Below are 14,464 nucleotides of genomic sequence, written 5' to 3' on the forward strand. Positions count from 1 at the left end.
GCTCAACGTCGACATGTACGTGGCGCTCGATTATTAGCTCGGACAACCTAGCAAAATCTGCCATTCCAAATGTAGCGGATGCTTGGAGGACGGCTGAGCGCGACGCGAACGAATCACCGCTCCACCGTCCATCGACTGGTCGAGTGGCGGGATCATGGCGGCCGGAAGTCTGATCGGAAGACTGTTGGGCGCGCCGTGTCATCTCCGACAAGGCGCGGCGCTGGATCGTCGCGTTGGCTCGACTCACGGCTCGTACCGGCTATCAACGCTTGCAGCGACAACGCGTTAATTTGTATCGTCGGTCAATGCATTTGCGTCGAACGCGAAGTGCCTCGCCTCGCGTATACGAACCGCCTCAGTCTTCGCGCACTGGCGCACCCCCGCGCAAACGGGCCGCAACCACGCGCGCAGCCAGATCCAGCGCGAATCCGAGCGCGCCGATCACGAGAATGACGGCAGTCAACTCGGAATACGCGAGGCGGTCGCGCGTATCCAGAATCAGATAGCCGAGACCCGCGCTCACGCCGAGCATCTCCGCCGGCACCAGCACGATCCACAGAATGCCGATGGCGAGCCGCGCGCCCGTGAGCACATGCGCGGCGATACCCGGCACGTAGATGTGCCAGAGCATTTCGGCGCGGGTCGCCGCAAGACTTTCGCCGAGCTGGATCCAGCGGCGGTCGAGATGCGCGACGCCCGCTGCCGTGCTCATCACGAGCGGCCATACCGCGGCGAACGCGAGCAGGAAGTACACGGCGTGATCGCCGACGCCAAGCGACATCACCGCGATCGGCATCCACGAGAGCGGCGAGATCATGCGCAGGAATTGCAGCGTCGGCGAGAGCGCCTGCTCCAGCCAGCGGATGCGGCCGATGGCGAAGCCCAGCGGCACGCCGACGACGAGCGCCCAGCCAAGTCCCACGGCGATGCGCCTGAGGCTCGTCGCGACATGATCGGCGAGGCGGTCTTCGGTGATGAGCGCGGGCAGCGCCTGCCAAGCGCGCAGCGGCGCGAATTGCGCGGCGAGCGCGTTGTGTCCCGCGAGCAGCGCGACGGCCAGCCACCAGACGCCGATCGTCACGACGAGTCCCGCGACGCCCAGCACCACGCCACGCCAAGGGGAGCGCGCACGCGGCCTGCGCTCTTGCGCGACGGACGCCGGTCGAACGAGCACGCTAGACAAGGATCGTCTCCTTGCGCGCGTAGCCCGCGCTCTGCCCGAACGCGGCCATGCCGCCCGCGGCTTCGATGCTCTTCTTCACGAAGCGGTCGTCGACGAGTTCGGCGGCGACCTTCGCCGGATCCAGCGACGCGATGAAGCCGTTCGCGCCGTCCACCTGCGTCGCCTTGAGACGGCGCACGAGTTCTTCCGTATAGCTCGGATAAGGGTAGGGCTGAAAGTCGATGCGCTTCGAATGCCAGTCCGCATGCTGGATCGCGCGGTCGCCGAGATAGCGGCCCTGGTCGCCTGCCTGCGGCGCGAGCACGCGCGCGAGGAGTTGCGACGCGTGCGGCGTATAGCGATTCGCGCCTTCCTTCGATAGCAGCTTCGCCGCGTCTTCAGGATGCGCGCGCGTCCACAGTTGCGCCTTCACGATCGCATCCACGACCTTCTGCGACCACGCCGCGCGTTGCGTCAGATCCTGCTCGTGCATGAAGATCACGCAGCACGCGTGATCGCGCCAGACGTCGCCGGTGAAGCGCAGCACGCGGCCGACGTTCAGTTGCTCGGCGGCGGCATTGAAAGGCTCCGCGACGATATAGCCCGCGATCTGCTTCGCGGCCAGCGCGGGGGGCATGTCGGAGGGCGGCATCACGATCAGGTTGACTTCCTTCGGCCCCGGCGCGCTCGTGCGCTTGAGCACGGGCGTGAGACCCTGCGCGCGCAGCATGTCCTGCAGCACGACGTTGTGGACCGAATACCAGAACGGCACGGCCACCGTCTTGCCGCCGAGATCCGCGAGCGTATCGACGTCCGGCGCGACCGTCAGCGCCGAACCGTTCACGTGATTCCACGCGACGACCTTCGCGGGCGCCTTGCTGCCGTAGCGCGCCCAGACGGTCATCGGCGAGAGCAGATGCACGACATTGACCTGCCCGGACAGGAAGGCTTCGACGAGCTGCGCCCAACTGCGCAAGAGCGTCGGCTTCTCGGCCGTGATGCCGGCCGCTTCGAAATAACCGTTGTTGTGCGCGACGAGCAGCGGCGTCGCGTCGGTGATCGGCAGATAGCCGATGCGCACGGGCGCGTCCGGCTCGGCGGCGGCGCGCGCATCGAATGACTTCAGAAGCGGCGCCGCGCCCGCGACGGTGAAGAGCGACGCGAGCTTGAGCCATTCGCGCCGTGACATCGGTAATGAGCACATCGAATTCGTCCCCGCTGATTCAGGCGGCCTCTGATATCGAGTTCTGCAGCGCCTGAAGGATTGAAATGCGCAGCTCGCCGAGCGATCGAATCTGCGTCTGTCTGGGATGCGGCAGGTTCACCGACCAGCGCCCGACGAGCGTGCCGCGATTGCCGAGCAGCACGATGTGATCGGAGACGACGAGCGCCTCGTCGATGTCGTGCGTGACCAGCAACGCGCACGCGCCGGTGCGCCGGATCGCGTCGATCAGCAATTGCTGCATGTCCGCGCGCGTGACTTCGTCGAGCGCGCCGAACGGCTCGTCGAGCAGGAGGGCGCGCGGCTCTCGCGCAAGACTGCGCGCGAGCGCCGCGCGCTGCGCCATGCCGCCGCTCAGTTGCGCGGGCAGCCAGCCCCGCGCATGTTCGAGGCCGACCGCTTCGAGCGCATCCGTCACGCGCACCTTGCGGCTCGCCCGCGCGAGATGCGGCTGCCGCGCGAAAGTCAGCCCGAACGCGACATTGCGCTCGACCGTGAGCCACGGCAGCAGGCACGGGTCCTGAAACGCGAGCGCGACGTCCGAGCGCGGACCCGTGACCGCCTCGCCATCAATGCGCACGTTGCCCGCACCCGGCCGCGTCAGGCCGGCGATGATGCGCAGCAGCGATGACTTGCCGCATCCGCTCGGCCCGAGCAGCGCGACCAGTTCGCCCGGCGCGACGCTCAGATCGATGCCGTTGAGCACGCTGCGCGTCGCATAGCGCAGCGTGACGCCGCTCACGTCGATGTGCGCGCCTCGCGTGTCGGACCGCATCACGCGGCGCTCGCGAGGCGTTGCTGCGCGAGCTGGGCTTTCAACTGAACGAGGCTCGGCGTGACGATCGGAATGAACGACGCCTCGCGCACGCGCCGCGCGGTGCCGCCCTGATTGCGCAGATAGCCGCGTCCGCCGCTCGCCTGCACTTCGAGCGAGAGCGCGCGCGTGACCGTATCGACGAGCGCGATGCGCAGTTCGAAGAGCGCGGAGGGGCGCTCGAAGAAGGTTCCGTCGAGGACGCCCTGCTTCAACGCGACGCGCTGTCCCGCGAGCGCTGCTTCGAGCGCCTCGGTCTCCGCGCGGATCGATTCACGCGACGACGCGCCCGCCTGAGCCGTCGCCAGCAGCGCGCCCTGCGCAAGCCCGACGGACATGCCGCATTGCAGTCCGAGGAACGCGGGGCGCACGCGAAGCAGCCAGTTGCGTGCATCGGCGGTGAGGCGGTGACGTTCGTCGAGTACCGTGCCGTTCACCGTCAGCGCCGCCGTGTTGCTCGCGCGCAGGCCGATCAGATCGAGATCGCCGCTGCGTGCGACGCCCGGCGCATCGTGGGCGATCGCGAAGATGGAAGGCGGCGCGCCGTCGTCGTGATCGAACGCCGCCGCCGCGATGAACCCCTCGCGCCGCAGGTTCGTGATCCAGGGCAGGCCGCCGCTCAGCGAAAAGCCGTCGGCGTGGCGCGTCGCGTGCATTTGCAACGCTTCGATGTTCGACAGATACTTCATCGCATTCGAGAGGCCCGTCGCGCCGGCGATCTCGCCGTTCAGCAGACGCGGCAACACGTGTCCGCGCAACGCGTGGTTGTCGCTCTGAAGAACGTACTCGATGAACGTGCGATGTCCCCACAGCACGAAGGCCGCCGTCAGCGAACGTTGCGCGACGGCCGCTACCGTGTCGATGGCATCGGCGATCGTGCCGCCCGCACCGCCAAGCGCCTCGGGCACGCCCACGCCGACCGCGCGCCCGCGCACGAGTTGCGGCAGCACGTCCGACGCGCGTGACGCGTCCGCGTCGAGCGACTCGGCATGGAGGTCGAGCCAGGCGGCGAGCGAGTCGAAAGAATCGGGCGCGTTCATGCGGGCTGCGCCTTCGGTTCCCAGCGATACGCTTCGAGCTGCGGATTCAGATCGTTGCGCGCGAGGTTGTTGGCGAAGTTGCAGAGCGTCGCGAGGCTCACGCCAAGAATGACTTCGAGCGCATTCGCGTCGGTGAAGCCTGCGGATTGGAAGGCCGCGAATGTATCGTCGGAGACGGCGCCGCGCGTCGCGATGACCGCGCGCGTGAAGCTTGCGACGGCGTCGAGCCGCGCATCGGACAGCGTGCCTTGCGCGCGGATCTCGTCGACGAGCGCTTCGGGCAACTGAGCTTTCTTCAGCGCGACGGCGGTATGGCCCGCGACGCAGAACCCGCAGCCGTGGATGGCGGCGGCGGTGATCTGCACGACTTCGCGTTCCGCCAGCGTGAGGCCGCCTCTCCCGTTGATCTCGCCGACGGTCAAGTACGTTTCGAGCGCCACCGGCGCATTCGCGAGCGCGGCCACGAGATTGGGCAGAAAGCCGTTGGCGGCCAGCGACTTTTGCAGGAAGGGACGGCTTGCTTCAGGCGCGCTTTCGATGGTTTGCAGGGGCAGGCGGCTCATGACATCCTCGAACGAAGAAAGCTTCATTGTCGGCGGCGCGGCATGACCGGGCAATGCGTCAGCGTCTCTCGTTCCTGCGGATTCGTCTCGACTCAGTGCACGCGCGTTTCAGGCGCGCCCGCGCCTTCGCGGCGGCACGCGCCCGGTTGCAGGCCGGTGATGCGCTTGAACGCCTGTGCGAAGGCGGATTCGGACTGGTAGCCGACGTATTCGGCCGCGTTCACGGTCGATGCGCCTTGCCTCAGCATTTCGGCCGCGACCTTCATGCGCAGCAGCGCGAGAAACTGCGCGGGCGGCTGTCCGCAGACTTCGGCGAACTGCTTGCAGAAGCGCGCCCGCGACATGTGGCAGAACGCCGCCATCGCATGCGTGCTCCAGTCGTCGCCAGGCTTCTCGATGATCGCGCTGACGAGCGGCGCGAATTCCGCGCGCCGCATAACGCTCCACAGGCCCGGGGCGAAATCGTCCGCGCTCGCGACCGCGCGCAGTGCGTAGAAGAACAACACGTCGGTCAGACGATTGATGAGCGGCGAGGGTGCGTCGTTCGTGCGCGCGGCTTCGGCGCGGATCAGATCGAAGGTTGCACGCGCGCCCGCGAGCCGCGCATCGTCGTGACGCGCGACGATGTGATCGGGCAGCAGCCCGTTGATCGCATCGCCGAGATCGGAGCGGAACTCGAAGAAGCCGCAGGCGAGCGCCACGCCATCGGCCGATGCGGGCGACGCATCGAGCGGCGTCATCGCGCCGATGCGCACCGCGAAGCCGTCGCGGCCGGGCGCGGCGGGGTCGGGCGAAAGGCAATGCGCCATGTCGCGCATCAGGAACACGGCGTCGCCCGCGACGAGGCGCGTGACGCTCGCCGCCCGTCCGGGCTTCGCGGGAAGATGCAGCCAGCACGCGCCTTCCAGAATGAGATGGAAGCTCGCGCGCTGATGACCCGCCGTCGACGCGCGATACGCGCCGCAGTACCGCCCTACGTGAAAGAGCGTGCTGCGCAGTTCGAGTCCCGAGAGCAGCCAGTCGGCGGCTTGTTCGGCGGATGTCGGCATGATGAGTTCGCGAGGCGGGAGAATTCGACGGGCAAGCCGTCAGCTTATCGTCGCGCGGCGCGCCCGCAAAACAAGCCTTCCTGCGATGCATATGCGTTTCGGTGATATGGCGCGCGGCGTGGCCGCGCTCAGAACGTGCGGCCCTCCACCAGATGCGTCTTCACGCCATTGAGCACATAGTCGCCGATCACCTTGGCCTTGTGATGCAGCGGGTTGTGGCTGAAGATCGTGCGCAGATTGCGCCAGTGGCGGTCGAAGTTGTGCTTGCGCGAGGTCGCCGATGCGCCGCCTGCATCGAAGAGCCGCTCGCCCGCCTGCAAGGCGAGCCTGCCGACGACGATCTGCGTGCGCGCCGTGGCGAGCGCGCTTTGCAGCACGAGCTCATCCGCGTTTGCGTCGCCATGCAGGATCGCGTTCGATGAAAGGTCGAGCGTGCGCGCGTTCTCGCGCACCAGCACGTCGATGGTATGGCTCAGCGCCGACAACTCCCCGACGACCTGCTGAATGAAGACGTCCTCGCGCGCGCTCGTCGCGTCGGAGTGCAGAACGGGGCGGCCATGCGCGGTCACGTAAGCGCGCGCATCGGCGACGATGCTGCGCACGATGCCCGCCGCCACCGCCACCAGATGCAACTGGCGATACGCACCGCCGTGCCGTCCGGCGAGCGAGCCGTAACCTTTTTCGGTCACTTCGTTCGCTTCGACCCGGACGTTGTCGAACACCGTGCTGCCGCTCGCGGTCATGCGCTGGCCCATGCCGTCCCAGTCGTCCAGCACCTGGACGCCTTCGGCGCGCACCGGGATGATCGCGGTGACGCCTTTGCCGTCTTCATCGACGAGATTGGTGCGAACGAAATCGGCATATGCGGTGCCCGTCGTGTAGTACTTCTTGCCCGTCACGCGAAAGTGGTCGCCTTCGCGCCGCAGCACGGTCTCGATCTCGCCCGCGCGCGCCGTGCCCTGTTCGCCCGATGCCCCGCCGAACAGCGCCCCTTCGACGATGCGGCGAATCTGCCGGTCGTGGAAGGGCGTGCGCGGTGCGAGCCGCAGCGATTCGACCACGTCGAAATGCACGCGCAGCGCATGCGCGACGTTGGACTCGGCGGCGGCGAGCGTCGTGACGACGTGAATCGCATCTTCGAGCGTGCCGCCGAGACCGCCGCGCTCGACAGGAATGCGCAACGCGCCGAGACCGGAGCGGCGGAATGCGTCGAAGGCCGGGAACGGCAATACGCGGCGCACTTCGCGCTGCGCGGCGTCGACGCCGATTTCAGCGGCCAGCGCGGGAAGGGCGGCCAGTGCTTCGTGATACGGGGTCGTGCTCATGATCGGTATCTGCAAAAGAAAAGTTATCGTCGAAAGGCCGCGCCGGGATGGCGATCGTTCAGGCGTCCGCCCGCGCCGCCGAGCTTTTCGCGCAAGGTGCCCGGCGCGTAGGCCGTCTTGTAGCGGCCGCGCGCCTGCAACTCGGGCACGATGAAATCCGCGAAATCCTCATAGGCTTCGGGCGTGACCGCATAGCTCAGGTTGAAGCCGTCGATATCCGTTTCATCGACCCACTCTTCGAGCGCGTTCGCCACTTCATCCGGCGCGCCGACGAACACCGGCCCGCGCCCGCCGATCGCGTTGTGCAGCGCGAGTTCGCGCACCGTCCACACGCGCTCCGGATCGAGCTTCGTGAAGCCTTCGAGCGCGGAGGACGTGCCGGCGTCGAGCTGCATGTAGCGGATCGGCTCGTCGGGGTCGTAGGTCGAAAAGTCGATGCCGGTCCAACCCGAGAACATCGCGAGCGCGGCCTCGGGCGTGACGTAGCGGCGATAGTCCTCGTACTTGTCGCGCGCCTCCTTCGACGTGCGGCCGGTGATGACGGTCGCCATCGTGAAGAACTGGATATCGCGCGCATCGCGGCCGGCTTTCACCGCTTCGGCGCGCGTGCCCGACACGACCGGCGTGAGCACCTTCTTGCTCGGCCCGCTCAGATAGATGCCCTCGGCGTGACGTCCCGCAAAGCGCTGCCCGCGCGCCGACGAGCCCGCCTGAAAGAGCACCGGCGTGCGCTGCGGCGAAGGCTCCGTCATATGGATGCCCTGCACCCTGAAATACTTGCCCTCATGTTCGACGCGATGCACCTTCGACGGATCGGCGAAGATGCCCGTGGCCGTATCGCGCACGCTCGCGCCGTCTTCCCAACTGCTTTCCCACAGCTTGTAGACGACGTCCATATATTCGTCGGCGATGTCGTAGCGCTCGTCGCGCGAGGCGATGCCGTCCTTGCCTAGCACTTTCACGCTGCTCTGCGCGAAGCCCGTCACGATGTTCCAGCCGATGCGCCCGCGCGTCAGATGATCGAGCGTCGACATGCGGCGCGCGAACACGTAAGGCGGCTCGTGGTTGGCGTTGCTCGTCACGCACAGGCCGAGATCGCGCGTCGCCCAGGCCATCGCGGAGAGCGCCATCACAGGGTCTTGCTTGGGCACTTGCGCGCCGTGACGCAACGCCGTGTCGATGCTGCCGCCGTACACATCGTTCACGCCGATGCTGTCGGCCATGAAGAGAGAATCGATGAGCCCGCGCTCCAGCGTCTTCGCCAGATCGACCCAGTAGTCGAGCGTGTTGTACTCCAGCGAGCGGTCGCGCGGATGCCGCCACATGCCCGGCGAATGATGCACCGGGCTGTGCAGCGCGAACGCGTTGACCCGAATTTGCTTTGGCGTGCTCATAGGAAAGGCTTGTCCCCGTTGATCGTTACGCGATAGCCCGAGCGCACTTCCGGGTAGTAATCCCACACGGCCAGATGCTGCACGGCGCGGTTGTCCCAGAAGGCGATGGAATGCGGCTCCCAGCGAAAGCGCACCTGAAATTCGGGCGACGCGAAGCGTTCGTACAGCAGGCGCAGGATGCCTTCGCTTTCGGCGGCGGGCACGCCGTCGATATGCGTCGTGAAATTCGAGTTGACGAAGATGCCTTTGCGCCTCGTTTCCGGATGCGTGCGAACGACCGGATGCGAAGCTTTGGGGAATGTCTTGCCGCTATCGTCGATGCCGCGCAGGCGGTTGCGTTGCCGATAAGTCGGCTCGCCGTCGTGCGTCGCGGTCAGCCCTTCGAGATACGTTCGAAACCCCGGCGACAGCGATTCATACACCGCATAAGCGCTGGAAAAGAGCGTGTCGCCGCCGTGCGCCGGTAGCGTGTGCAGATGCAGGATGCTGCCGAGCGGCGGCGCTTCGTCGCATGAAACGTCGGAATGCCAGCGGTCGCCCGCGACGCGCTTCGTGGTCGCATCGCTATGAATCGTCAGGATCTCGGGATAACCGTCCGGGCCGGGGCTGTTCGGATGAACGTGCAGCGTGCCGAAGTAACGGCCGAGCGCGAGATGCTGGTCGAGCGTGATCGGCTGGTCGCGAAAGAAGACGACCTGATGCGCGAGCAATGCGCGGCGCACGTCGCTCACCTGTTCGGGCGCGAGCGGCCGCGTCAGATCGATCCCGCCGATCAGCGCGCCGATATGGCGCGTCAGCGGCTGCACGGTGATGGTTTCGTATGCGGTATCAAGCATGATCGTGTTCCTCGATGGACGCAGCGCGATGCGCGGCGGCGGGATGCGGCGCGGACAGGTGCGCATGACCTTCGCCATAGAGCTTTTCGCGCAACGTGCCCGCGCGATAGGCCGGCTTGTAGACCCCGCGACGCCGCAGTTCGGGCACCACGAGATCGACGAAATCCTCGTGCGTGCCGGGCAAGAGCGCGTGACTGAGATTGAAGCCATCGACGCCGGTCTGCGCTTTCCAGCTTTCGAGCGCATCCGCGACTTCGGCGGGCGAGCCGATGAACACCGGGCCCTTGCCGCCGATCGCATTGAAGATCGCCAGTTCGCCGATGGTCCACACGCGTTCGGGGTCGGCGACGGTGAAGGCTTCGATGGCCGATTGCATGCCTTCGCTCTTCACGTAGCGCAGCGGATCGTCGGGGCTGTACTTCGACAGATCGATGCCGCTCCAGCGCGAGAACAGCGCGAGCGCGCCTTCGAGGCTCACGTGGCGCTGGATGTCCTGCCATTTCGCCTGCGCTTCCTCGGCGGTCGGCGCGACGATCACGGTCGCGAGCGAAAAGAACAGCACCGACGCGGGATCGCGCCCGCGCGCGGCAGCGCGTGCGCGCACGTCGGCGACATCGCGCGCCACCAGATGCGCGGTCGGCGAACTCAGGAACACGCATTCGGCGTGACGCGCGGCGAAATCCTTGCCGCGATTGGACGTGCCCGCCTGATAGAGCAGCGGCGTGCGCTGCGGCGAAGGCTCCGAATAATGCGTGCCCTGCACCGAGAAGAAGCGGCCTTCATGGCGGATCTCATGCACCCGCTGCGGGTCCGCGAACACGCGCGCCTCGCGGTCGCGCACCGCCGCGCCGTCTTCCCAGCTCTCTTCCCACAGCCGATAGACGATCTCCATGTACTCGTCCGCGAGGTCGTAGCGCTCGTCGTGCGGCCGCGCATCGGGCTGGCCGATCGCGCGCGAGCCGCTCTGCCCGAAGCTCGTCACGATGTTCCAGCCGATGCGCCCGCGCGTCAGATGATCGAGCGTCGACATGCGTCGCGCAAAGAGGAACGGCGCCTCGTAGCTCACGCTGCTCGTCACCGCGAAACCCAGATGCTCGGTAACCTGCGCCATCGCGGAGACGAGCAGCAGCGGATCGAGACGCGGAAATTGCAGGCCCCAGCGTACGCCGGCGGCGTTCGATCCGCCGTAGACGTCGTACTGGCTGATGCCATCGGCGAAGAAGAGCGCATCGTAGCCGCCGCGCTCGGCCGTGCGCGCGAGATCGGTCCACAGCGACAGCGAGTTGTAGTCGAGCGCGCGGTCGCGCGGATGCGCCCATAGTCCGGGCGACAGATGCGTCGGCGCAAAGGCCAGGAACGCGTTGATGCGAATCTCTTTTGACATGGCTCAAGCCTTCGATGTGATCGGGAAATGACAGGCCACGCGATGTGTTGCCGACAGGCGTCGCTCGGGCGGCGTATCGACGCGGCAGACATCGCGCGCGGCGGGGCAGCGCGTATGAAAGACGCATCCGGCGGGCGGCGCGAGCGGCGACGGAATTTCTCCGCCGATTGCCTGCACGTCGTGCGCATCCGGTTCGGAAGCGGCGATCAGCGCGTGCGTGTACGGATGCGCGGCGCGCTCCACGATGTCCTCGCGCGTGCCTTGCTCCATGAAGCGGCCGAGATAGAGCACGCCGATATGGCTGCTCATGAACGCGACCACGGCGAGATCGTGCGAGATCAGCAGATAGCTCAAGCCGAGCGCATCCTGAAGATCCTTGAGCAGGTTGAGGACTTGCGCCTGAATGGATACGTCGAGCGCGGAGACCGGTTCATCGAGCACGAGAATGTCCGGCTCGAGTACGAGCGCGCGCGCGATCGCCACGCGCTGGCGCTGGCCGCCGCTCAGTTCGCCCGGACGGCGGCGCTTGAACTCCACAGGCAAGCCGACTTGCGCGAGCAGTTCATCGAGCCGCTTGTGCAGGGCCTCGCGCGCGAAGCCGCTTTTCTGGATGCGCAACGGTTCGAGCACGATGTCGCCTATGTTCATCTGTGGATCGAGCGAGCCGAACGGGTCTTGCAGCACGGCTTGCACCGCGCGTTGCCGCCAGCGCCGGTCGGCGTCGCGCACGGTCTTGCCGAACACGCGCTCGCCGAAGCGCACTTCGCCGCGCGTCGGCTCGTCCGCGCCGAGGATGATTTTCGCGAGCGTCGACTTGCCCGATCCCGATTCGCCGACGAGCCCGAAGGTGCCGCCGCGCGGCAGCGCGAAAGAGGCGTCCTCCACCGCGCGCAGCGGTTTGGGCCTGGCGAAGAGGTCGCCGCGCACGGGAAAGGCGCGCCCGATGTTCGATACTTCGAGTGCGCTCATGATGCCGCCGTCGCGAGAAGAGAGTCGGCCGTCTGCTCGTCCGGCTCCGGATGCCAGCACGCGACGCCGCGATGCATGTCGATCGCGCGCGTCGCCGGATACGCGCTCAGACAATCGGCTTGTGCGCGCGGGCAACGCGGCGCGAAGCGGCATCCTTGCGCGATGCTTCCGGCCAAGGGCGGCTGACCCGGAATGACGGTCAGCCGATGTTGCAGGCCGCGCAGACGCGGCACCGCGCCGAGCAGGCCTTTCGTGTAGGGATGGCGCGGCCGCGCGAACACGTCCTCGACCGGCCCTTGCTCGATGATGCGGCCCGCATACATCACCGCGACATCGTCGCAATAGCGGCGCACGAGATGCAGGTCGTGCGTGACGAGCACGATCGCGGTGCCGCGCTCGGCCTGCACTTCGCGCAGAAGATCGAGAATCTGCAGCCGCACGGTGATGTCGAGCGCGGTCGTGGGTTCGTCGGCGATCAGCAGGCGCGGATTGCACGCAAGGTTCATCGCGATGGCCACGCGCTGGCGCATGCCGCCGCTGAATTGATGCGGATAGCTGTTCAGGCGGCTCTCCGGCGCGGGAATGCGCACGCGCCGCAGCAGTTCGATGGCGCGCGCCTCGCGTTGCGTTCGACTCGTGACGCCGTCGCGATAGCGGAACATCTCGGTGATCTGCCGGCCGATGGTGAGCAGCGGGTTGAGCGAGGTCATCGGATCCTGAAGGATCATGCCGATCTCGCGTCCGCGCAGCGCGTTCAGTTCTGCGGGCGTCTTCGCGCGCAGGTCGTCGCCATCGAGCAGAATGCGGCCGGCTGTGACGCGCACGCCGCGCGGCGGCAAGCCCAGCACCGACAGACACGTCACGCTCTTGCCCGAACCGGATTCGCCGACGAGCCCGAGCGTGCGGCCGGCGCGCACGGCGAAGCCGACGCCATCGACGAGCCGCGCGTTCTGCGTTTCGACGACGAGATCGTGAACGGTCAATACGCTCATCGCGACACTCCTTCATCGCCGCGTTGCAGCGACTCGCCGATGCGATTGCTCGACAACACGGTCGCGATCAGCACGAGCCCCGGCAGCGCCGAGAGCCACCATGCGGTGTCGAGATAGTTGCGGCCTTCCGCGATCATGCCGCCCCACGATGGATCGGGCGGCTGCACGCCGAGGCCCACGAAGCTCAGCGCCGCTTCCATGAAGATCACGAGACCGATGTCGAGCGTCAGCAGCACGGCGAAGGTATTGCGCACGTTCGGCAGCAGATGGCGCAGCACGACATGCAGCGGCGTCGCGCCGGCGAGCTTCGCGATCAGGATGAAGTCGCGCTCACGCAGGCTCAGCGCCTCGGCGCGGATGATGCGCGCGAAGCGTCCCCAGTTCGCGAGCGTCACCACGATCACGATGTTCGTCATGCTCGGCCCGCAGATGCCGACGATCAGCATCGCGAGAAAGACGGGCGGCAACGCGTATTGCGCATCGACGATGCGCATGAGCGCGGCATCGAAACGTCCGCCGATATACGCGGACAACAGGCCCGCGATCGCGCCGAAGAAGCCCGCGAGCAACGCGGCGCAGAACGCGATGGCGAGCGAGATGCGCCCGCCGTAGAGCGTGCGCGTGAAGACGTCGCGGCCCATTTGATCAGTTCCGAACCAGTGGTGCCACGTCGGCGACTGAAATGTGGCCGACAGATCGATCGCGTTCGGATCGACGTTCGACAGCACGGGCGCGAACGCCGAGGCCGCGACGATTGCGACGAGCAGGCCGCCGAAAAGAAGGGATCGCGTGCTCATCGCTGATACCGGATGCGCGGATCGACGAGCGCATAGAGCACGTCGACCGCGAGATTAATCGAGACGAACAGCAGCACCGACACGATCACGGCGGCCTGCACCACGGTGAAATCGAGCGTGCTGATGGCTTCGACCATCAGGCTGCCGAAGCCGGGCCACGAGAATACCGTTTCGATGGCGACCGCGCCGCCGATCAGCACGCCGAACTGCGAAGCGGTGAACGCGACGATCGGCAGCGCCGCATTGCGCAGCGCATGCGTGCCGATCACCACGTGCGCGGGCAGCCCCTTGATGCGCGCCATGCGGATGTAATCGGCTTCGAGCACGGTGAGCATATTCGCGCGCGTGAGCCGGGCGATGCCCGCGGCCGAATACCACGCGAGCGCGCACACCGGCAGGATCAGATGACGCCAGGAGCCGTGGCCGCCGGTCGGCAGCCAGCCCCATTGCACCGAGAAGAGGCGGATCAGCAGCAACGCGACGAAGAAGGGCGGCGCGGCCTGCCCGAGCACCGCGAAAATCGACGCAAACCGGTCGAGCCACGTTCCTCTTCGCACCGCCGACGCCACGCCCAGCGAAAGGCCGACGGCCAGGGCCAGCGTCAGCGAAATGCCGACCAGCAAGAGACTCGATGCGAGCCGGCTGAGCGCCATCGAGAGCGCGGGCGCGCCGAAGTGAAACGAGTTGCCCATGTCGCCGCGCAGCATCCCCGAAAGAAAGCGCGCGTATTGCAGCGGGACAGGATCGGCGAGGCCTAGTTGCTCACGAAAGAGCTGACGATCTGCCTCCGTCGCCTCGGGCGGCATAAGCAGATAGGCCGGATCGCCCACCATGCGCACCAGCACGAAGATCAGCACCGACATCAGCCAGACGGTGAGCAGTGCCGAGCCGACGCGGCGCAGAACATAGACGGGCAT

The 14,464-nt window shown here is 66.9% G+C and carries 14 protein-coding genes; all 14 read right to left on the reverse strand.

The window, feature by feature from the left end:
• Positions 1–355: 355 nt before the first annotated feature.
• The 14 genes from NCS28_RS28020 to NCS28_RS28085 all read right to left on the reverse strand — a co-directional run bounded on the left by NCS28_RS28020 (position 356) and on the right by NCS28_RS28085 (position 14,464).
• Positions 356–1,183 carry an ABC transporter permease gene (locus tag NCS28_RS28020; RefSeq protein WP_502801242.1) on the reverse strand — a complete coding sequence of 276 codons (828 nt, stop codon included), beginning with the start codon at positions 1,181–1,183 and terminating at the stop codon, positions 356–358.
• Positions 1,176–2,366 (reverse strand): ABC transporter substrate-binding protein, encoded by a 1,191-nt coding sequence (locus tag NCS28_RS28025; RefSeq protein ID WP_250517035.1) that lies wholly within the window; start codon positions 2,364–2,366, stop codon positions 1,176–1,178. The genes NCS28_RS28020 and NCS28_RS28025 overlap by 8 nt, the downstream gene beginning before the upstream one ends.
• A gap of 19 nt (positions 2,367–2,385) precedes the next feature.
• The gene (locus NCS28_RS28030) at positions 2,386–3,159 is read right to left on the reverse strand and encodes an ABC transporter ATP-binding protein (RefSeq protein ID WP_250517241.1); all 774 of its coding nucleotides are present in this window, start codon (positions 3,157–3,159) and stop codon (positions 2,386–2,388) included.
• Complete coding sequence (locus NCS28_RS28035) at positions 3,159–4,238, reverse strand: acyl-CoA dehydrogenase family protein (RefSeq protein ID WP_250517036.1); 1,080 nt, start codon at positions 4,236–4,238, stop codon at positions 3,159–3,161. The genes NCS28_RS28030 and NCS28_RS28035 overlap by 1 nt, the downstream gene beginning before the upstream one ends.
• Positions 4,235–4,801, reverse strand: coding sequence for a carboxymuconolactone decarboxylase family protein (locus NCS28_RS28040; protein ID WP_250517037.1), 567 nt, complete (start codon positions 4,799–4,801; stop codon positions 4,235–4,237). Before NCS28_RS28040 ends, NCS28_RS28035 begins: the two co-directional genes overlap by 4 nt.
• Before the next feature lie 92 nt (positions 4,802–4,893).
• Positions 4,894–5,850, reverse strand: a complete 957-nt coding sequence (locus NCS28_RS28045; RefSeq protein WP_250517038.1) for an AraC family transcriptional regulator — start codon at positions 5,848–5,850, stop codon at positions 4,894–4,896.
• Positions 5,851–5,978: 128 nt separating this feature from the next.
• Positions 5,979–7,175 carry an acyl-CoA dehydrogenase family protein gene (locus NCS28_RS28050; protein ID WP_250517039.1) on the reverse strand — a complete coding sequence of 399 codons (1,197 nt, stop codon included), beginning with the start codon at positions 7,173–7,175 and terminating at the stop codon, positions 5,979–5,981.
• Between the two features lie 23 nt (positions 7,176–7,198).
• Entirely contained in the window at positions 7,199–8,569 is a 1,371-nt protein-coding gene (locus NCS28_RS28055) for an LLM class flavin-dependent oxidoreductase (RefSeq protein WP_250517040.1), read from the reverse strand.
• On the reverse strand, positions 8,566–9,405 hold the full coding sequence (locus NCS28_RS28060; protein ID WP_250517041.1) for a TauD/TfdA dioxygenase family protein: 840 nt from the start codon (positions 9,403–9,405) through the stop codon (positions 8,566–8,568). Before NCS28_RS28060 ends, NCS28_RS28055 begins: the two co-directional genes overlap by 4 nt.
• On the reverse strand, positions 9,398–10,789 hold the full coding sequence (locus NCS28_RS28065) for an LLM class flavin-dependent oxidoreductase (RefSeq protein WP_250517042.1): 1,392 nt from the start codon (positions 10,787–10,789) through the stop codon (positions 9,398–9,400). Before NCS28_RS28065 ends, NCS28_RS28060 begins: the two co-directional genes overlap by 8 nt.
• Positions 10,790–10,792: 3 nt before the next feature.
• Positions 10,793–11,758 (reverse strand): ABC transporter ATP-binding protein, encoded by a 966-nt coding sequence (locus NCS28_RS28070; protein ID WP_250517043.1) that lies wholly within the window; start codon positions 11,756–11,758, stop codon positions 10,793–10,795.
• Positions 11,755–12,750: an ABC transporter ATP-binding protein gene (locus tag NCS28_RS28075; protein ID WP_250517044.1), complete on the reverse strand. Its 996-nt coding sequence runs from the start codon at positions 12,748–12,750 to the stop codon at positions 11,755–11,757. Before NCS28_RS28075 ends, NCS28_RS28070 begins: the two co-directional genes overlap by 4 nt.
• Positions 12,747–13,547, reverse strand: coding sequence for an ABC transporter permease (locus tag NCS28_RS28080; RefSeq protein WP_250517045.1), 801 nt, complete (start codon positions 13,545–13,547; stop codon positions 12,747–12,749). Before NCS28_RS28080 ends, NCS28_RS28075 begins: the two co-directional genes overlap by 4 nt.
• On the reverse strand, positions 13,544–14,464 hold the full coding sequence (locus NCS28_RS28085; RefSeq protein ID WP_250517046.1) for an ABC transporter permease: 921 nt from the start codon (positions 14,462–14,464) through the stop codon (positions 13,544–13,546). The genes NCS28_RS28080 and NCS28_RS28085 overlap by 4 nt, the downstream gene beginning before the upstream one ends.

The sequence above is a fragment of the Caballeronia sp. INDeC2 genome (genome assembly GCF_023631325.1).
GTDB lineage: Bacteria > Pseudomonadota > Gammaproteobacteria > Burkholderiales > Burkholderiaceae > Caballeronia.

Coding starts and splice junctions, on each gene's coding strand:
- NCS28_RS28055 (WP_250517040.1), bottom strand. CDS start 8,569: ATGAGCACGCCAAAGCAAATTCGGGTCAACGCGTTCGCGCTGCACAGC.
- NCS28_RS28045 (WP_250517038.1), bottom strand. CDS start 5,850: ATGCCGACATCCGCCGAACAAGCCGCCGACTGGCTGCTCTCGGGACTC.
- NCS28_RS28030 (WP_250517241.1), bottom strand. CDS start 3,159: ATGCGGTCCGACACGCGAGGCGCGCACATCGACGTGAGCGGCGTCACG.
- NCS28_RS28065 (WP_250517042.1), bottom strand. CDS start 10,789: ATGTCAAAAGAGATTCGCATCAACGCGTTCCTGGCCTTTGCGCCGACG.
- NCS28_RS28085 (WP_250517046.1), bottom strand. CDS start 14,464: ATGCCCGTCTATGTTCTGCGCCGCGTCGGCTCGGCACTGCTCACCGTC.
- NCS28_RS28070 (WP_250517043.1), bottom strand. CDS start 11,758: ATGAGCGCACTCGAAGTATCGAACATCGGGCGCGCCTTTCCCGTGCGC.
- NCS28_RS28040 (WP_250517037.1), bottom strand. CDS start 4,801: ATGAGCCGCCTGCCCCTGCAAACCATCGAAAGCGCGCCTGAAGCAAGC.
- NCS28_RS28025 (WP_250517035.1), bottom strand. CDS start 2,366: ATGTGCTCATTACCGATGTCACGGCGCGAATGGCTCAAGCTCGCGTCG.
- NCS28_RS28080 (WP_250517045.1), bottom strand. CDS start 13,547: ATGAGCACGCGATCCCTTCTTTTCGGCGGCCTGCTCGTCGCAATCGTC.
- NCS28_RS28050 (WP_250517039.1), bottom strand. CDS start 7,175: ATGAGCACGACCCCGTATCACGAAGCACTGGCCGCCCTTCCCGCGCTG.
- NCS28_RS28060 (WP_250517041.1), bottom strand. CDS start 9,405: ATGCTTGATACCGCATACGAAACCATCACCGTGCAGCCGCTGACGCGC.
- NCS28_RS28075 (WP_250517044.1), bottom strand. CDS start 12,750: ATGAGCGTATTGACCGTTCACGATCTCGTCGTCGAAACGCAGAACGCG.
- NCS28_RS28035 (WP_250517036.1), bottom strand. CDS start 4,238: ATGAACGCGCCCGATTCTTTCGACTCGCTCGCCGCCTGGCTCGACCTC.